Origin of the sequence: Embleya sp. NBC_00896 (genome assembly GCF_045207785.1) — a bacterium.
Lineage (GTDB): Bacteria > Actinomycetota > Actinomycetes > Streptomycetales > Streptomycetaceae > Embleya.
This window is the reverse complement of the sequence record NZ_CP108776.1, coordinates 2,975,519-2,994,131: the sequence shown is the minus strand read 5'-3', so window position 1 is coordinate 2,994,131 and position 18,613 is coordinate 2,975,519. Positions and strand designations below refer to the sequence as shown.

The following is an 18,613-nucleotide window of genomic DNA, read 5'->3' as shown; positions in this document are numbered from 1 at the left end:
CGGGCGGAACCTTCGGCGCACGCCGGACGTCCTACACGTGACGCCAATGACGCGCCGACGGGCGATCGGGTGGTGTCCACGGTCTTGGGGAGGACCACGTGGCACACGACAGCGGCCCGAACGGCCGCCTTGTGGATGGGCGCTACCGACTGGGGGAGCCCCTCGGTCGCGGTGGCATGGGGACGGTGTGGCTCGCGTTCGACGAGCTGTTGCGCCGCGATGTCGCCGTCAAGGAGGTCCGGATACCCGACGACCTCGACGAGATGGAGACCCAGGGGCGGTGTGAACGCGCGCTGCGCGAGGCTCGCGCGGCGGCCCGGATCACGCACCCCAACGTCGTCACGATCTTCGATGTCGCCGAGGACGACGGGCGACCGTGGATCGTGATGGAGCTGGTCCGGGCGCCGTCGCTCACCGACGTGCTCGACGAGGGGCGGATGGCCCCGCACGAGGCCGCCGAGGTCGGCCTCGCGGTGCTCGCCGCACTGCGCGCCGCGCGCGCGGCGGACGTGCTGCATCGGGACGTGAAGCCGAGCAACATCCTGATGGCGCCCGGCGGCCGGATCGTGCTGACCGACTTCGGGATCGCGACCGTGGCCGGCTCGGTCACGCTCACCGCGACCGGGATGCTGGTCGGCTCGCCCGAATACCTCGCGCCGGAGCGGGTGCTCGGCCGTCGGCCCGGGCCGGCCTCCGACCTGTGGTCGCTCGGGGTGACGCTGTACCAGGCGGTCGAGGGCTTCTCGCCGTTCCGCCGCACCGGCGCGATGGACACGCTCAGCGCCGTGCTCACCGACGAGCCCGCGCCGCCGCGCCAGGCCGGCGCGCTGTGGCCGGCGATCGAGGCGCTGCTGCGCAAGGACCCGCTGGAGCGCGCCGACGAGGACGCCACCGAGCGGCTGCTGATGGCCGCGATGGTCAGCGGTGGCGCGTCGACCCCGGCGGGCACCCCGATCGCGGAGGGCCCGCCGATCCCGGACGGCACCGCGACCGTCGAGGACCCCGGCGGTCCGCGTGGCGTCACCCGTTCGTCGTGGCAGCAGGCCCCGCCGGTCGCCCCGCTCCCGCCGTTCGGCGCGGCGAGCCAGGCCGACCCGGGCGGGCCGACCGGCGGCTATCCGCAGACCGGCGGGCACGCCTACTCGCCCGCCGACGCCGTGCTCGGCTCGGACACCGCGGACGACCGGATCAACCCCGTGCTGATCGGCGCGCCCGGCGGCCCCGCGCCCCGGGACGCGGCCGCCCGCAAGCGCCGCAAGACCATCGCGGTCGGCGCGGTGGTCGCCGCCGCCGTGGCCGCGCTCGCCATCCTGGTGCCGGCCGCGATGGGCGATCAGGACGACAGCCCCAAGTCGGAGACGACCAAGAGTTCGAGCACGAGCCCGCGGACCGACCCGGCCGCCGCGAACACACCGGGCGGCGCGTCCCGGAGCCCGGTCGCGCGCAACACCACCGTCGCGACGAACGACACGGACGACGACGACTCCGGTGGAGGCCAGGGCTCCACGCCCACCACGCGCCCGACGTACACGGCCCCGACCACCCGGCCGTCGACCAGCCGCCCGCCGGTCACCACGAGCGCGTCCACCACCCGACCGCCGATCACCAGCAGCGCACCGGTGACCCGCAAGCCCGTCACCGACCCGCCGAAGAACGGCAACGGCGGACAGAGCGGCGCACCGGCGAACAACGGCGGGGCACAGAACAACGGCGGGGCACAGACAGTGAACGACAGGGGCGCGCAGGGATGATTCGGCGGTGCCCCGGGTATCTCTGCGACGGATCCCCCGACAGTCCCCGTGGCCGTCGCATCTAATGTGACGTGTTGCAGTTTCGACGAGGGCCGGCCCGACAGCCGGTGAAACGCGGGGAGGGTACGTGGCACAGACCGGGGGCACACGCGGCCGGATCGTCGGCGGGCGCTACCGGTTGGGCACCATGCTCGGCCGAGGCGGCATGGGCACGGTCTGGCGTGCCGTCGACGAGATGCTGCACCGCGACGTCGCGATCAAGGAACTGCGGCTGCCCGACCACCTCGACGACGAGGAGAAGGACCTCGCGCGCGAGCGCACCCTCCGCGAGGCCCGCACGGCCGCCCGGATCGGGCACCCCAACGTGGTCACCATCCACGACGTCGTCGAGGACGGCGGCATCCCGTGGATCGTGATGGAACTGGTCGAGGCCCAGTCGCTGGCCGAGATCCTGGAGACGCAGGGCACGCTGACGCCCGCGGACGCGGCCGAACTCGGACTCAAGGTGCTCGACGCGCTGCTCGCCGCCGACGCGAAGGGCGTGCTGCACCGCGACGTGAAGCCCGCGAACATCCTGGTGACGCCGCAGGGCCGGGTGGTACTGACCGACTTCGGCATCGCCACGGCCACCGGCACCGCGACGCTCACCGCGACCGGCATGCTGGTCGGCTCGCCGGACTTCCTCGCGCCCGAGCGAGCCGAGGGCAAGCGGCCGCTGCTGGCCGCCGACCTGTGGTCGCTCGCCGTCGTGCTGTACATGGCGGTCGAGGGTCGCAACCCGTTCCGCCGCGGCACCATGATCAGCACGCTCAACGCGATCCTGACCGACGAGGCCGATCCGCCGCGCCACGCGGGTGGGCTCGAACCGGTGATCGCCGGCTGGTTGATCAAGGACTCCGACCGGCGGATGGGCGCGCAGGAGGGCGAGCGGATCCTGCGCGAGGTCGCGAACTCGACCCCGTCACGGCAGTTCGACGCGGCGACCCCACCTCCGCCGCCTACGTACAACCCGAACGTCCCGGACGCGCCGACCTCCCCGGTGGGGCCGTACGACCCGCACGAGCACGCGCAGCCGGGCCACGACACCGGCGCGGCCCAGCACCCCGGCGGCAACACGCCGCCGCGCGCGTGGCCGCAGCCGGAGTACCCGCCCGCCGACGCGCTCGCGCCGACTCGCACCGCCTCGATGGCCGGCGGCCTCCCGCCGCACACGCCGCGCGAGCCGTACCCCTCGGCCCCGCAGCCGGAACCGCGCCGCGGCGGCTCGGGCCGGATGATCGCGGTCGTGGCGCTCGTGGTCGCGCTGATCGCGGGCGGCGTCGCGGTGGGCATCATGGTGACCAAGGACGAGGACAAGGGCGCCGCGGCGGGACCGGCGACGAAATCGCCGGAACCGAGCGGGCCGGGCCCGACCACCCCGGGGCCGGGCTCCTCCACGAACCCGCCGTCGTCCGGCGGCCCCTCCACGTCGTCCGCGCCCACTCCGCCGCCGGGCTACGAACTGGTCAAGGACCCGCTCGGGTTCTCGCTGTTCCTGCCGAAGGGCACGAGCGCCAGCCGCACCCTCGTCGGCGTCAAGAAGGACCAGATCCAGTACACGACGGTGGACCGGAAGACGGTGTACCTGATCGGCGCGACGCCGATCGGCAACGACCCGAAGGGCAACTTCGCCAGGATCGAGCCGACGGCGATGAAGAAGCCCGCGTACGAGCGGCTTCAGCTTCGGGACTACACCCCCGTGCCGCCGGGTTCGCGCAAGGCGGCGTTGTGGGAGTACACGTGGGAGGGCGACCCGATCGGTGGGGACGAGACCAAGCGGATCGCCAGTCACGCGATGAACCTGGGCATCGTCACGAACGGCAACGAGGACTACGCGTTGTACGTGGCCTCCTACCAGTCGGACTGGGCCTCCGTCTCGGAGGAGCGCTTCCGGCAGATGACCGCGTCCTTCCAGGCCAAGTGACGGGGGAATCGTCCCCGCCTCGCGGGGTACGGTGCGGGGAAGCCCAGTCACCTCGGAGGTAGCAAGTGACCACGCAGCGACCGGAAACCGCCGAAAACCGTGACGTCGACGTGGTCGTGCTCGGCCTCGGGGTCGGTGGCGAGGCCGTCGCCGGCAACCTCGCCGCGGCCGGGCTCGACGTGGTCGGCATCGACGACCGCCTGGTCGGCGGCGAATGCCCCTACTGGGGCTGCATCCCCTCCAAGGCCATGGTCTTCGCGGCGGACAAGGCCCGGTACGCGGAGCGCCCCGACTGGTCGAAGGTGGCCGAGCGGGTCCGCGAGCTCACCGCCGACTGGAACGATCAGGCGGCGGTGGACCGGCTGGTCGACAAGGGCATGACCTTCGTCCGCGGCGCGGGGCGGCTCACCGGCGTCGACACGGTCGAGGTCATCGCGGCCGACGGGGTGCGGCGCTTCCGGGCCCGATACGCGATCGTCGTCGGCGCCGGGACCAACCCCTTCGTCCCGCCGATCGAGGGCCTCACGGGCACCCCGCTGTGGACCAACCGCGAGGCGATCGAGACCACCGAGGCGCCGCGTTCGCTCGCGATCCTCGGCGGTGGCGCGATCGGGCTGGAACTCGCCCAGGTGTTCGCCCGGTTCGGCACCCGGGTGACCATCATCGAGAGCGGCGAGCGGGTGCTCGCCGCCGAGGACCCGGAGTCCTCCGACCTGGCCGCGGAGGTGCTCGGCGACGACGGCGTCGAGATCCACCTGGGCGCGAGCGCCGACAAGGTCGCCTACGACGGCACGTCCTTCACGGTCTCGTTGTCGGACGGCCGCTCGATCGAGGCGGAGAAGCTGCTGGTGGCCACCGGCCGCCGGGTCGACCTCGCGGCGCTGGGCGCCGACGCGATCGGCGTCGACCCGCACGCGCACGCGCTCCCGGTGGACGGCCAGATGCGGGTCAGCCCGGGCGGCGAGCCGCCGGCGGTGTGGGCCGTCGGCGACATCGCCGGTCGGGGCGCGTTCACCCACGTGGCGATGTACCAGTCGGCCATCGTGACCAAGGCGGTCCTGGCCGCCGCGGGTCGGGGCGCGCCGGGCCCCGACGCGGACCACAGCGCGCTGCCGCGGGTGACGTTCATCGATCCGGAGATCGGCGCGGTGGGCCTGACGGAGCATCAGGCCCGGGTGGCCGGGCTGAACGTACGGATCGGCAGCGCCGAGATCGCGACCTCCTCGCGCGGCCACATCACCCACGCGCGGGGCTTCGTGAAGGTGATCGAGGACGCCGACCGCGGGGTCCTGGTCGGCGCGACCGCCGCGGGGCCCGCCGGCGGCGAGATCCTGGGCGCGCTCGTGGTGGCCGTCCGCGCGGCGGTGCCCGTGGCCACGCTGCGGGACATGATGTACGCGTACCCGACCTACCACCGCACGATCGAGTCGGCCCTGGCCGACCTCGACGTGGACTGAGCGGACCAGGGCGTGTCCCGGGTCGTTTCCGGGCCCGCGTCGGGGTCCGGAAACACCCCGATCCGAAGTGTGGTCCGCGTCGTACCGGGCAATTCTTGTTACCGCGAAGTAGCGCTGTCTAGGCTGGCCGCATGACGGACACCGCAGCGCCCGCGCCCGCAGCATCCATCGTCGTGCCCGACCTGCCCGGCGAACGCCTGGCCCGGCGGATCGTGACCGGCAGCGTGCCCACGATGGTGACCACCCGCAGCCCGTTCGACGGGTCCCCGATCGCCGAGCTGCCCGAGTCCACCCCGGAGAACGTGGCATCCGCGTTCGCCCGCGCGCGGCTCGCGCAGACCGCGTGGGCCAAGCGCTCGGTGCGTGAACGGGCCGCGGTGTTCCTGCGCTTCCACGACCGGATCCTGGAGCGTCAGTCGGAGATCCTGGACATCGTCCAGACCGAGACCGGCAAGGCCCGCAAGCACGCGTTCGAGGAGGTCCTCGACGTCGCGATCTGCTCGCGTCACTACGGTCGGCGCGCCGCGGGCTACCTGCGCGAGCGTCGCCGGGCCGGCGCGCTGCCGGTGCTGACGAAGGCGATCGAGGTCCGTCACCCCAAGGGCGTCGTCGGCCTGGTGTCGCCGTGGAACTACCCGCTGGCGCTGTCGATCGGCGACGCGATCCCGGCCTTCATCGCGGGCAACGCGGTGGTCATGAAGCCGGACACGCAGACCGCGCTGACCGCGCTGTGGGCACAGGACGTGCTGATCGACTGCGGCCTGCCCGAGGACCTGTGGCAGATCGTGATCGGCGACGGCCCGGTGGTCGGCACCGCCGTGGTCGAGCGCGCGGACTACGTCGGCTTCACCGGATCCACCCGCACCGGCCGCGACGTGGCCCAGCGGGCCGCCGCACGCCTGGTCGGCGCGTCGCTCGAACTGGGCGGCAAGAACGCGATGATCGTGCTGGCGGACGCGGACCTGGACCGGGCCGCCGAGGGTGCCGTGCGCGCGTGCTTCTCCTCGGCCGGGCAACTGTGCGTCTCGATCGAGCGGATGTACGTGCACGCCGACATCCACGACGCGTTCGTGGACCGCTTCCTGGCCCGGATCCAGACGATGAAGCTCGCGGCCGGCTACGCGTGGGACACCGACATGGGCTCGCTCGCCTCCCGCCGTCAGCTCGACAACGTCACGCGGCACGTCGACGAGGCCCGCGCGGCCGGCGCGCGGGTGCTGGTCGGCGGCAAGGCGCGCCCCGACCTGGGCCCGCTGTTCTACGAGCCGACGGTGCTCACCGGCGTCATCTCGGAGATGGCGGTGTGCGCGGAGGAGACCTTCGGCCCGGTCGTGTCGGTGTACTCGTACACCGAGGAGGAAGAGGTCGTCACGCGCGCGAACGAGACCGCGTACGGGCTCAACGCGAGCGTGTGGACGCGGGACACCCGGCACGGCGGCGCGCTGGGCCGGCGGCTGCGCGCGGGCACGGTGAACGTCAACGAGGGCTACGCGGCGGCGTACGGCAGCGCGGGCGCGCCGATGGGCGGCATGGGCGACTCGGGTCTGGGCCGGCGGCACGGCTCGGAGGGGATCATGAAGTTCACCGAGGGCCAGACCGTGGCCACCCAGCGGCTGATCCCGATCGCGGCGCCGTTCGGGATGACCGACGAGCAGTGGGCGCGTTCGCTGACCCTGTCGCTGCGGATCATGAAGACGCTGCGGGTGCGGTGACCCGCGGCCGTCCGAGCGCCCGGACTTAGTGCCGCGGCCAGGGCGCTCGGCGGCGCGGCTCGCGGTGGCACGAGTACGGAAGGGTGAATTCCGGTCCCTTGGCGGGCGTCGATGAGCACAGTCCCAAGGTGGGACAAAGGGACATGGAACGACCGGTTAATGATCATCATTTGCGCTAACCGGGCGCCGAAAGTCCGACTCGGCGGTTTCGCGGATCCACCTGAGTGGTCGCGAAACCCCGCTACTCTTGGCGCTGCCGGCGGCTATGGCGTGAAAGATCCGTGTTGCGAGGCTTGTGACGCGGTGCGGTGAATGAGGCACGCCAACCGCCGCGCGCTCGGGCCGGACGGCCCAAGGCGCGGCGGCCGGTGTCGGGCGTCCCTGACACCGGCCGCCGGCGGGGTTGTGACCGGTTGCTGTCCCCTGCGTCCCGGTCACGGCACCAACGCGAGGTCCCACGGCGCACTGGTCAGCGCGCCTCATCGCGTCGGCGGTCCTGCGTGCCCGGCCCGCGCATCAAGCGGGCCGGCCATCAGTCACAACGACGGCCGGCGCGGTGAGGTTACGCATGCGGCCGGACCCGGCCGCGGCACAGCTCCAGGAGCGTCATCGCCACGGATGTGCCCGGCTTGCCGAGCGCCTCGCGGTAGCGCGCGATGACGTCCATCTCGCGAGCCAGTTGAACCCGCGGGCCGCCCGCCGCGAGCCGGGCCCGCTGGACGTTCACGGACACGTCCACCCGCTCGGAGACGAGCGCGATGATCCGGCGGTCGAGCTCGTCGATGCGGTCGCGGCCGGCGGCGATCACGGCGTCGGGCGACTGCGAGGTCTCGGTGGTGTCTTCCATCGGTGGCCTTCTCTCGGGAGTGGGCCCGATCCCGGTGGCCTCGGCAGGAAAACGCGAAGACGCCCCGGGTACCGGACCCGGGGCGTCTTCGTCTGCCTGTCTGTGCTCTGCTCAGGCGGTGACGGCGGCGCCGGGGATCCCGGTGCCATAGGTAAAGCTGCGCGTCACGCCGAGTGAGGACATGTGCGCCAGTATGCCGGGGCCGTCGAGGCGGGCACCATCCGGGGGCACCCACGCGGCGCCGGTAGAATCGACGGCAACCCCTTTTTCGCTTCGCCGGAAGGCTCCTCGTGACCTCTGCCAGCCCGGACGGGGGCGGCACCGAGACCGTCCTCGTCGTCGACTTCGGCGCCCAGTACGCCCAGCTCATCGCTCGACGGGTGCGCGAGGCCCGCGTGTACAGCGAGATCGTGCCGCACAGCATGTCGGTCGAGGAGATGCTCGCGAAGAAGCCCGCCGCGATCATCCTGTCCGGCGGCCCGTCCTCGGTGTACGCCGACGAGGCGCCCAGCGTCGACCCGGCGCTGTTCGCGGCCGGTGTCCCGGTGCTCGGCATCTGCTACGGCTTCCAGGCGATGGCGCAGACGCTCGGCGGCCTGGTCGAGAAGACCGGTCGCGCCGAGTTCGGCGCGACGCCGCTCAGCGTGACCGGGACATCGAGCACCCTGTTCGACGGCGTGCCCGCCGAGCTGTCGGTGTGGATGTCGCACGGCGACTCGGTCTCCGGCGCCCCCGCCGGCTTCGCCGTCACCGCGACCAGCGCCGGCGCGCCGGTCGCGGCGATCGAGAACGACGAGGCCCGCCTGTACGGCGTGCAGTACCACCCCGAGGTCATGCACAGCGAGCACGGCCAGGCGATCCTGGAGCGCTTCCTGCACGTGGGCGCGGGGCTCTCGGCGACCTGGACGATGGTCAACATCGTCGAGGAGCAGGTCGAGCTGATCCGCGAGCGGGTCGGCGACAAGCACGTGATCTGCGGCCTGTCCGGCGGCGTGGACTCCGCGGTCGCCGCGGCGCTCGTACAGCGCGCGGTGGGCGACAAGCTCACCTGCGTGTTCGTGGACCACGGCCTGCTCCGCAAGGGTGAGCCCGAGCAGGTCGAGCGGGACTACGTGGCGGCGACCGGCGTCTCGCTCAAGGTGGTGAACGCGCAGGAGCGGTTCCTGACCGCGCTCGCCGGGGTCACCGACCCCGAGGAGAAGCGGAAGATCATCGGGCGCGAGTTCATCCGCGTGTTCGAGCAGGCGGCGGCCGAGGTGGTCGCCGAGGCCGGCGCGCACGGCGAGGAAGTCGAGTTCCTCGTCCAGGGCACCCTGTACCCGGATGTGGTCGAGTCCGGCGGCGGCACCGGCACCGCGAACATCAAGTCGCACCACAACGTCGGCGGGCTGCCGGAGGACCTGCAGTTCAAGCTGATCGAGCCGCTGCGCAAGCTGTTCAAGGACGAGGTCCGCGCGGTCGGCGAGCAGCTCGGACTGCCGTCCGAGATCGTCTGGCGCCAGCCGTTCCCGGGCCCCGGGCTCGGCATCCGGATCATCGGCGAGGTCACCGCCGACCGCCTGGAGATCCTGCGCGAGGCCGACGCGATCGCGCGCGAGGAGCTGTCCCGGGCGGGGATGGACCGGGAGATCTGGCAGTGCCCCGTCGTGCTGCTCGCGGACGTTCGCTCGGTCGGCGTACAGGGTGACGGCCGCACCTACGGTCACCCGATCGTGCTGCGTCCGGTGTCCTCCGAGGACGCCATGACGGCCGACTGGTCGCGGCTGCCGTACGACCTGCTGGCCCGGATCTCCAACCGGATCACCAACGAGGTCCGCGAGATCAACCGGGTCACCCTCGACGTGACGAGCAAGCCCCCGGGCACCATCGAGTGGGAGTAGTCTCCCGCGTTCTTTCGACGGCCTTCGCCCGTTTTCGGGCGGGGGCCGTCGGCGTTGTGGGTCTCCTTGCGCGGCAAGGCGATTGACGCGCCATCAGGTGTTCGATCGAGAAACCGCGTGGTCACCCGACCGGCCCCATGGGACCCCCTCGGATGCGGCACAATGTGCCGCTGAACGAGCACGTTCGTATGTGGTGGTGGGGAGGGCGTGGCGAAGTGGCGCACGGTGTCGGTGTGCACGGACCGGACTGTCATTGCGTGGTCCGGGAGGAATACCGCAGGACCGTCGCCGATTTCGAGACGCTGAGGCGGGCGCTGGCCCGCAAGGAAGGCGTCCCCTCGGCCGTCGCGCACTCCGACGGTGGCGCGCGCCAGTGGATCTCCGACGAATTGCGTGGCAAGGCCCAGGACTTGGCGTCGGTTCGGCGCGCCCAGGGGCGGGCCTGGCTGCGGGTGCTCGGTGGCCGGGCGCTGATCGTGCTGTGGGCCCTGGTCGCCGTGCTCGTGCTCGTGCAGGCGCTCACCGCGATCGGCGCGGGCTGGACCGGTGCCCGCACCGCCGGGATCGTGGCGGCCGTGGTGGTCGTGGGAGCGCTCAGCGTGGTGGGGTGGGCCGCGAGGGACAACGGCGGTGTGTTCGCGCCCGTACGGGGCCTGGACGGCCGTCTGTCCACCTCCAAGGCGATCGCCGCCCTGTGGATGGTGGCGCTGATGTACGTGTTCGCCTTCCTCGGCATGCGGCTCGCGTCCGCGTCCGGGACCGGCGAGCGCGACCGGCTGCTGGACCGACTCGGCGACATCGCGCTCGACCAGATCACCCTGGTGGCCGCACCGCTGCTCGCGGCGGTCGCGGTCCGTCGGATCGTCGGCGACAAGGTCGGTCGGCGGGTGCTCCAGAAGCTGCGCGCCGACCAGGCCTCGCTGCGCGACCTGGTCACCGACGACGCGGGCCGGGCCTCGTTCGTGGACGCCCAGTACGTCCTGGTCAACCTCGTCGCGGCGGGCTTCGTCGTGGTCGGCCTCGCCCGCGATCCCGACCGGCTGCCGGACATCCCGGCGACGCTCGTGGCGCTCGCGCTGGTCTCGGTGGTCACCTACCTCGCGGGCAAGCTCGCCGAGAACGACCGGCCGGTGATCTTGTCCGTGGTCCGCGTGCGCACGCGTGGCGACCTGGACTCGGCGGTTCGCCAGGGCGACGACATCGAGGTGCGGGGCATCAACCTCGCCGCGGGTGGCTCGCACGAGGCGGACCTGCTGGCTCGGGTGGTGGTCAAGTTCGGCGCGGTCCACGTGCATGTGCCGTTGGTGCCGGCGGAGACGGGGTTCGCGAATCCGTCCGATGGGTGTGTGGTTGTGCCGGTTCCGGTCGAGGTGGAGCCGGGGCGGGTCGAGCTGTGCGTTGTTTCCGCGTCCGGGGTGGAGTCGGCTCCGTACGAGATACAGATCGTGGTGTAGGTGGCCTCAAGCGCCGGCCGGGCTTGAAGGGCTTGGCCTCAAACGCCGGCCGGGCTTGAAAGGCTTGGCCTCAAACGCCGGCCGGGCTTGAAAGGCTTGGCCTCAAGCGCCGGCCGGGCTGGGTGAGTGTCGGCCGGGCTTGGGGGGTTAGAGCTTTTGGACTGGGGCGTAGCGTAGGAGGAGGGTTTTTTCGCCGCTTGCGCCGAAGTCGATTGTGGCCTTTGACTTGTCGCCGGTTTCGGCTGTGGAGACCACGGTGCCCAGGCCGAACTTGTCGTGGGTGACTCGGTCGCCGGGGGAGAGGGCGATGATCGGGCGGGCCTGGATCTGGGCGCCCTTGCCGAAGCCGCCGCGTGAGGCGACGGTGGACTTGGTCGCCGACAGGGCCTTGGCCGCCGACGGGGACGTGCCGCGCCAGTCCACGAGCTTCTCGGGCAGTTCGCCCAGGAAGCGGGACGGCGGGTTGTACGACGGCGCGCCCCACGCACTGCGCATCTTCGCGAGCGTGACGTACAGCCGCTCGCGCGCACGGGTGATCCCGACGTAGGCGAGCCGGCGTTCCTCCTCCAGCTCCTTCGCGTCGCCGAGCGAGCGCATGTGCGGGAAGACGCCGTCCTCCAGGCCGGTCAGGAACACCGTCGGGAACTCCAGGCCCTTGGCCGTGTGCAGGGTCATCAGCGTGACCACCCCGCCGTCGTCGCCGTCGGTGGGGATCTGGTCGGAGTCCGCGACGAGCGAGACCCGCTCCAGGAAGTCGGCGAGCGTGCCGTTGCCGCCCTCCTGGGCCTGCGCCTGCTCGAACTCCAGTGCGACCGCCGCGAGTTCCTGGAGGTTCTCGATCCGGGTCTCGTCCTGCGGGTCGCTGGAGGCCTGCAACTCGGCCAGGTAGCCGGTCTGTTCCAGGATCGCCTCAAGGACGGTCGCGGGGCCCGCGCCGCCGTCCACGACCGCGGTCAGGTCGTCGATGAGCTGGACGAAGCCCTTGACCGCGTTGGACGACCGCTTGGCCAGGCCGGGCGCGTCGTCGGCGCGACGCAGTGCCTGCGCGAACGGGATCCGGTCGCGCGCGGCCAGCACCTCCAGGCACGCCTCGGCCCGGTCGCCGATGCCGCGCTTGGGCACGTTCAGGATCCGCCGCAGCGACACGGTGTCGTCGGGGTTGGCCAGCAGCCGCAGGTAGGCGAGCACGTCGCGGACCTCGCGGCGCTCGTAGAAGCGCACGCCGCCGACGACCTTGTACGGCAGGCCGACCCGGATGAAGACCTCTTCGAACACGCGCGACTGGGCGTTGGTCCGGTAGAAGATCGCGACCTGGCCGGGCTTGGTCTTGCCCGCGTCGGTGAGCCGGTCCACCTCGTCCGCGACGAACTGGGCCTCGTCGTGCTCGTCGTCCGCGACGTACCCGACGATCGCGGTGCCCTCGCCGGCGTCGGTCCACAGGTTCTTCGCGCGGCGGTTGCTGTTGCGCTCGATGACCGCGTTGGCGGCGGTCAGGATCGTCTGCGTCGAGCGGTAGTTCTGCTCCAGCAGGATCGTCTTCGCGTTGGGGTAGTCGGCCTCGAAGTCGAGGATGTTGCGGATCGTCGCGCCGCGGAACGCGTAGATCGACTGGTCCGCGTCACCCACGACGCACAGCTCGGCCGGCTCGATCTCGGCGAGTCCGGCGGCGGCCGGGTTCACCAGGTCGCCGTCGACCGTGCGCTTGGGGCCCTGCCCGGCGGCGCCGCCGACCAGCTCGCGCACCAGCATGTACTGCGCGTGGTTGGTGTCCTGGTACTCGTCGACCATCACGTGCCGGAACCGGCGCCGGTAGTGCTCGGCCACGTCCGGGAAGGCCTGGAGCAGGTGCACCGTGGTCATGATCAGGTCGTCGAAGTCGAGCGCGTTGGCCTGCCGCAGGCGCTCCTGGTACATCGTGTACGCCTGAGCGAGTATGCGTTCGCTCTCGTTGATCGCCTTCGCCGCGAAGTCCTCGGGGTCGATCAGCTCGTTCTTGAGGTTCGACACCTGCGCGTTGAACTTGCGCGGCGGGAAGTTCTTCGGGTCCAGGTCCAGGTCACGGCACACCATCGCCATCAGGCGCTGCTGGTCGGCCGAGTCGTAGATCGAGAACGACGAGCTCATGCCGAGCTTCTTGTACTGCTGCCGGAGGATCCGTACACACGCCGAGTGGAACGTGGACACCCACATGGCCTTGGTCCGCGGCCCGACCAGCGCCTCGACACGCTCGCGCATCTCGGCGGCGGCCTTGTTGGTGAAGGTGATCGCGAGGATCTCGCCGGGGTGCACGCCGCGCTTCGCGAGCAGGTACGCGATGCGATGGGTCAGCACCCGCGTCTTGCCGGAGCCCGCGCCGGCCACGATGAGCAGCGGGGAACCCTCGTGGACGACCGCGGCGCGCTGCTGCGGGTTCATCCCGTCGAGCAGGTGCGCGGGGTCCACGACCGGGCGCGGGGCGCCGTTGCGGTAGTACTCGTCGCGGGGCTCGGCCGGGGGCGCGTACTGGCCCTCGTACAGGTCGTCCGGGTAGTCCTCCGGCAGGCCGTGGACGTGGTTCTCGTCCGGCTCCGGCGGCAGCGGGATGTCGTCCGCGGCGGTCGTGGTGGGCTTCTTGGCCGCGGTCTCGAAACCGGGCAGGGGGATGTCGTCGAAGAGGCTGCTCATCGTTCCCCGAGTCTAGGTGGGTAACAAGCGAGTCGTGCCCGAGCGCTTGTTCACGGGCAGAGATCATTGCGCCGGCGGCACCGCGTCGAGCGGGGTCCCATCGGATCAAGGGAGTACATCGTGCTGGACGATCGCGACGTGGAGCGGGTCCTGGTGCTGGCCGCGCATCCGGACGACATCGAGTTCGGGGCGGCGGGGACGATCGCGACGTGGACCGACGCCGGGATCGATGTGAGCTATTGCATCGTCACCGACGGGGACGCGGGCGGGTTCGACCCGGTGGTGCCGCGGTCCGAGATCGGCGGGATCCGGCGGGCCGAGCAGACCGCCGCGGCGGCGCACGTGGGGGTGCGGGACGTGCACTGGCTGGGGTATCCGGACGGGCGCCTGGCGGCCACGCACGAGCTACGGCGGGACATCACCCGGGTGATCCGGAAGGTGCGTCCGCAGCGGATGGTGATCCCGAGCCCGGACCGGGACTGGTCGCGGCTCGCGCCGAGCCACCCCGACCACCTGGAGGCGGGCGAGGCGGCCATGCGGGCGATCTACCCCGACGCGCGGAATCCGTTCGCGCACCCGGAACTGCTCGACGAGGAGGGGTTGAAGGAGTGGACGGTGTCGGAGACGTGGTTGTCGCCGGCTCCGGCGCCGGACCACGCGGTCGACGTGACGGGGATGTTCGAGCGCAAGATGTCGGCCCTGCTGGCGCACACCAGCCAGACGTCGCATCTGGACGGGTTGCGGGATCTCGTCCGCGGGATGCTGTTCGGCAACGCGGAGCGGTTCGGGCTCGCGGCCGGGCGGATGGCCGAGGTCTTTCGGGTGGTCGACACGCGGTAGCCGGGTGGCGCGGTTCCCGTGGCTCGCGGTGGGCTGCCCGGGCCTCGCGGGCGGGCTCGGCGGCGGTGCCGGCTCAGGTCCACATGACGGCGATGGCGATGTTCGCGATCGTCAGGAGGCCGATGGCGCCGAGGATCCGGGGCGAGACGCGGTCGGCGGTGCGGTTGCCCCAGACCAGGACGAGGATCGCCAGGAGGACGACCAGCTTGGTGCCGATCTTGGCGTTGTCGACCTCGCGGTCCAGGCCCGCCTGGACCACGCCGACCAGAGCCAGGCCGGTGACCAGCATGGTCAGCGCACCATGCGTCATGGCGGGCACGATGCGGACGTCGCCGGTCTTCAGTGCGGACATCTGGGTGAGGACACCGCCGAGCAGCGCCGCGATGCCCACGATGTGCAGGACCAGCAGGATCTGCCGCAGAACGTCCACGACGCAACACTCCTTGTCGACCGTTTCGGCGGCGCTCGGGCGCCGCGATGCCGCCGGCAGCCTAACCGGCGTCGCGCCGACAACATATAGGTGGTCATAAAGGACTAATCGGCACTAAAACGTCTCAAGATCGACTTTAGGGAATTGGCGCGCTTTTCCCGTGATACGCGGAGAAGGAAACGGCGACCTTGGTAAAGTTTTGGTAATGTCGAGGCCAATGGTGATGGTCATGACACGCCTGTGACTAGTGTTCTGCGACAGGCGATCGGCTCGAGGTTGACCACCCCGGTCGACACGATCGCCTCCGCCGAATTCGGTGACGTATTTCGGGACAGTGGGCAACCACGTGTCGTCGGGACGCGAAGCCGGAACCGGGGACCCTCGCAGTCCCTGGGGTGAATCGGTGCTTCGGCACCGTAGGGCGCCTTCTTCCGCCCGAACCCGTCAGCTAACCCGGTAGGCGGCCGAGGAAGGAGACCCGCCACCAGTGGCGTCCCAACGTCGACCCGGGCAGCACCGCAAGCCCAAGCCGCGCACCGCCGTCCGTACCGCAGCGACCGTTGTCACGGCCGCCGCGACGATGACCGGCGTGATGACCTTCGCCGGCACCGCGAGCGCGGATCCCGCGCAGTCGTTCCAGCAGACCAAGGAACGCGTCAACCAGCTGCACAGTGACGTGATCAAGGCCACCGACGCCGCCAACGGCGTCGAGGAGCAGATCGAGAAGCAGCAGGGCACCGCGAACCAGACGCAGGCCCGGATCACCGAGGAACAGACCGCGCTGAACGCCCTGCGCGACCAGATCGGTGTCCTCGCGGCCAACCAGTACCGCACCGGCGGCCTCCCGCCCGAGATCTCGCTCGCGCTCAGCGGTGACCCCGAGGGTTACCTGCAGAAGGCGCAGATGATCTCGCAGCTCGACGGCCAGCAGGCGGCCAAGCTCCGCGCGATCGCCGCGCAGGCCCGGGTTCTCCAGCAGGACCGCACCGAGGCCTCCGCGCAGCTGCAGGAGCTGGAGAAGCTCCGCACGGAGCTGAACAAGAACAAGACCGACATCCAGGGCAAGCTCGCCGAGGCGCAGCGCCTGCTGAACACGCTCGACAAGAAGCAGCAGGAAGCCGTCCTCAACTCGAACGAGCATGAGGCCGACTCGCGGAGCAACGACCGCAGCTCCCGCGACAAGCCCGCAGACGACGCCCCCACCACCAACGTCCCCGCGTCGGGACGCGCGGCGGCCGCGGTCTCGTTCGCGCTGAAGCAGATCGGCAAGGCGTACGTGTCGGGCGCCGAAGGCCCCAGCTCCTACGACTGCTCGGGTCTGACCCAGGCCTCGTGGAAGGCCGCGGGCGTCACGCTCTCGCGCACCACGTGGACCCAGATCAAGGACGGCCCGAAGGTCGCCAAGTCCGCCCTCCAGCCGGGCGACCTGGTGTTCTTCTACTCGGACAACCGCCACGTGGGCATGTACATCGGCAACGGCCAGATCGTCCACGCGCCGCGCCCCGGCAAGACCGTGACCAAGGCGCCGCTGGACTCGATGCCGTTCCTCGACGCCATCCGCCCCGGCTAGACCCGCGGTCGCGGCACCACGACACACGACGGCGCCCTCCGCACGGAACTCGTTCCGCGCGGAGGGCGCCGTCGTTTCGGTTCCTCAGACCAGGCGTCGATCGGTCGCCCACCGAGTCAGCTCGTGCCGGTTGGACAACTGCAACTTCCGCAGCACCGCCGACACATGGGTCTCCACCGTCTTGACCGAGATCACCAACCGCCGGGCGATCTCCTTGTACGCGTAGCCGCGCGCGATCAGCCGCAGCACCTCGCGCTCGCGCTGGGTCAGCCGGTCCAGGTCCTCGTCGATCGGCGGTACGTCGGTCGCGGCGAACGCGTCCAGCACGAAGCCCGCGAGCCGCGGCGAGAACACCGCGTCGTCCTCGGCCACCCGGCCGATCGCCCGGATCAGCTCCTCACCGGTGATCGACTTCGTGACGTAACCGCGGGCGCCGCCGCGGATCACCGCGATCACGTCCTCCGCGGCGTCGGACACCGACAGCGCGAGGAAGCGCACGCCGGGGATCAGCGACGCGCACTGGCGCAGCACCTCGACCCCGCCGCCGCCCGGCAGGTGCACGTCGAGCAGCACTACGTCGGGCCGGGTCTCGGTGACGGCGGCCACCGCGGTCGCGACGTCCTCGGCCTCGCCGACCACCTCGACCGCCTCGCCGATCTCGGCGCGCACGCCGGTCCGGAACATCCGGTGGTCATCGACCAGGACGACCCGCACGCGCGGCGTCCCCCCGCCGGTCTCGGTGCTCGTCTCGGTGGCGTTCACGCGTTCGTCCTTCCCACGGCGGCCCGGCCGGCGTCGGCCCGGCGCATCTCCAGCTCGACCTCGGTGCCCTCGCCGGGTTCGCTGCGGATGTTCGCGGCGCCCCCGTTGCGGCGCATGCGCCCGATCACGGACTCTCGCACACCCAGGCGGTCGGCGGGCACGGTGTCCGGGTCGAAACCGGGCCCGCGGTCGCGGACGAACACGGTCACCATGTCGTCGTCGGCCTCGCCGAACACCGAGATCGCCGCGCCACCGGCGTACTTCGCGGCGTTGACCATCGCCTCGCGCGCGGCGGCGACCAGCGCGGCCAGCTTGTCGTCCACGGGGCAGTCGCCCACGCACACCACCTCGATCGACACGCCGTGCGCGTCCTCGACCTCGGCGGCGGTCTGCCGCAGCGAGGCGGCGAACGTGCGGTCCGGCTCCTCGCCGTCCGGGCGATACAGCCACGCCCGCAGCTCGCGCTCCTGGGCGCGGGCGAGCCGGGCCACCTCGCGCGGGTCCTCGACCTGCCGCTGGATCAGCGTGAGCGTGTGCAGCACCGAGTCGTGCACGTGCGCGGCCACCTCGGCCCGCTCCTGCGCGCGGATCCTGGCCCGGCGCTCGGCGCCGAGGTCGCGGGTCAGCCGCAGCATGTACGGCCCGAAGATCACCAGCAGGCCGACCAGCAGCAGCCCGGCCCCACGCATCGCCGCGAGCGCGTCGCCGAGGCCGCCCCGGCCGAGCGAGAAGAACACCAGGCCGGACAGCACGAGCGCGGCGCCGATGAACGTGCGCAGCGCGATCGCCACCCGGCTGCGGCCGTCGAGCGAGAACCAGCGGCTGCGCTGCGACTCGTCGGCCTGCCGCCACAGCAGGATCACCCCGGGGCCGGCCACGAGCAGCGGCCACATCCAGTCCCCGAACTTGGTCCCGCTCGTCGTCGCGCCCACCCCGGTGAGCATGGTCGCCGCGATCAGCACGATGATCAGCGCGAGCGCCTGGTGCCGCTCCCGGCCACGCTCGCGGATCGGCGGGGACGCGGACCCCTTGCCCTGCGGTACGAAGATCCAGAAGGCCGCGTAGAGCGCGATGCCCAGTCCCGCGAAGAACGCGAGCGCGACGAAGGCGACCCGCAGCAGCAGCACTTCGACGCCGAGGTGCTCGGACAGGCCGCGCGCGACGCCGCCGGCGAGCCGGTGGGAGGAGGCGCGCCGCAGCTTGGGTATCGGATGCGCGGGCCGAACTGGCGCGGCGGGCGGCGGGTATACGGCGGTCACACGACCGATCGTCACACGCCGGCA

General features: G+C 71.7%; 13 protein-coding genes and 1 riboswitch. Of the genes, 8 read left to right on the top strand and 5 right to left on the bottom strand.

Going from position 1 to position 18,613, the window contains the following annotated elements; genetic code table 11:
- The first annotated feature begins 98 nt into the window (after positions 1–98).
- The 4 genes from OG928_RS13345 (at position 99) to OG928_RS13330 (ending at position 6,883) form a co-directional block, all read left to right on the top strand.
- Positions 99–1,751: a protein kinase domain-containing protein gene (locus OG928_RS13345; RefSeq protein WP_406283381.1), complete on the top strand. Its 1,653-nt coding sequence runs from the start codon at positions 99–101 to the stop codon at positions 1,749–1,751.
- Between the two features lie 127 nt (positions 1,752–1,878).
- Positions 1,879–3,714: a protein kinase domain-containing protein gene (locus tag OG928_RS13340; RefSeq protein ID WP_406283379.1), complete on the top strand. Its 1,836-nt coding sequence runs from the start codon at positions 1,879–1,881 to the stop codon at positions 3,712–3,714.
- Between the two features lie 65 nt (positions 3,715–3,779).
- Positions 3,780–5,171: a dihydrolipoyl dehydrogenase family protein gene (locus OG928_RS13335; protein ID WP_406283377.1), complete on the top strand. Its 1,392-nt coding sequence runs from the start codon at positions 3,780–3,782 to the stop codon at positions 5,169–5,171.
- A gap of 131 nt (positions 5,172–5,302) precedes the next feature.
- Positions 5,303–6,883 (top strand): succinic semialdehyde dehydrogenase, encoded by a 1,581-nt coding sequence (locus OG928_RS13330; protein ID WP_406283375.1) that lies wholly within the window; start codon positions 5,303–5,305, stop codon positions 6,881–6,883.
- A gap of 562 nt (positions 6,884–7,445) precedes the next feature.
- Here OG928_RS13330 and OG928_RS13325 read toward each other — a convergent pair.
- Positions 7,446–7,730: a chorismate mutase gene (locus OG928_RS13325; protein ID WP_406283373.1), complete on the bottom strand. Its 285-nt coding sequence runs from the start codon at positions 7,728–7,730 to the stop codon at positions 7,446–7,448.
- 290 nt (positions 7,731–8,020) lie between these two features.
- Between OG928_RS13325 and guaA the strand changes: the two genes are divergently transcribed.
- Together guaA and OG928_RS13315 are read left to right on the top strand one after the other, a co-directional pair.
- Positions 8,021–9,610 (top strand): glutamine-hydrolyzing GMP synthase, encoded by a 1,590-nt coding sequence (gene guaA, locus OG928_RS13320; RefSeq protein WP_406283371.1) that lies wholly within the window; start codon positions 8,021–8,023, stop codon positions 9,608–9,610.
- Between the two features lie 257 nt (positions 9,611–9,867).
- The gene (locus OG928_RS13315; protein WP_406283369.1) at positions 9,868–11,064 is read left to right on the top strand and encodes a hypothetical protein; all 1,197 of its coding nucleotides are present in this window, start codon (positions 9,868–9,870) and stop codon (positions 11,062–11,064) included.
- A gap of 147 nt (positions 11,065–11,211) precedes the next feature.
- Here the strand turns inward: OG928_RS13315 and pcrA are convergent, their stop codons facing one another.
- Positions 11,212–13,728, bottom strand: coding sequence for a DNA helicase PcrA (pcrA, locus tag OG928_RS13310; protein ID WP_406283367.1), 2,517 nt, complete (start codon positions 13,726–13,728; stop codon positions 11,212–11,214).
- A 120-nt stretch (positions 13,729–13,848) separates the two neighbouring features.
- Between pcrA and OG928_RS13305 the strand changes: the two genes are divergently transcribed.
- Positions 13,849–14,568, top strand: coding sequence for a PIG-L deacetylase family protein (locus tag OG928_RS13305; protein ID WP_406283365.1), 720 nt, complete (start codon positions 13,849–13,851; stop codon positions 14,566–14,568).
- A gap of 73 nt (positions 14,569–14,641) precedes the next feature.
- On the opposite strand, the gene OG928_RS13300 is transcribed toward OG928_RS13305, so the two are convergent.
- The gene (locus tag OG928_RS13300) at positions 14,642–14,998 is read right to left on the bottom strand and encodes a hypothetical protein (RefSeq protein WP_406283363.1); all 357 of its coding nucleotides are present in this window, start codon (positions 14,996–14,998) and stop codon (positions 14,642–14,644) included.
- A 340-nt stretch (positions 14,999–15,338) separates the two neighbouring features.
- A riboswitch (cyclic di-AMP (ydaO/yuaA leader) is annotated at positions 15,339–15,476 on the top strand.
- Between the two features lie 9 nt (positions 15,477–15,485).
- Between OG928_RS13300 and OG928_RS13295 the strand changes: the two genes are divergently transcribed.
- Complete coding sequence (locus tag OG928_RS13295) at positions 15,486–16,568, top strand: NlpC/P60 family protein (protein ID WP_406283361.1); 1,083 nt, start codon at positions 15,486–15,488, stop codon at positions 16,566–16,568.
- Between the two features lie 84 nt (positions 16,569–16,652).
- Here OG928_RS13295 and OG928_RS13290 read toward each other — a convergent pair whose 3' ends face one another.
- Positions 16,653–17,330: a response regulator gene (locus tag OG928_RS13290; RefSeq protein ID WP_406283359.1), complete on the bottom strand. Its 678-nt coding sequence runs from the start codon at positions 17,328–17,330 to the stop codon at positions 16,653–16,655.
- Positions 17,327–18,589 (bottom strand): PspC domain-containing protein, encoded by a 1,263-nt coding sequence (locus OG928_RS13285; RefSeq protein ID WP_406283357.1) that lies wholly within the window; start codon positions 18,587–18,589, stop codon positions 17,327–17,329. The genes OG928_RS13290 and OG928_RS13285 overlap by 4 nt, the downstream gene beginning before the upstream one ends.
- Positions 18,590–18,613: the final 24 nt, after the last annotated feature.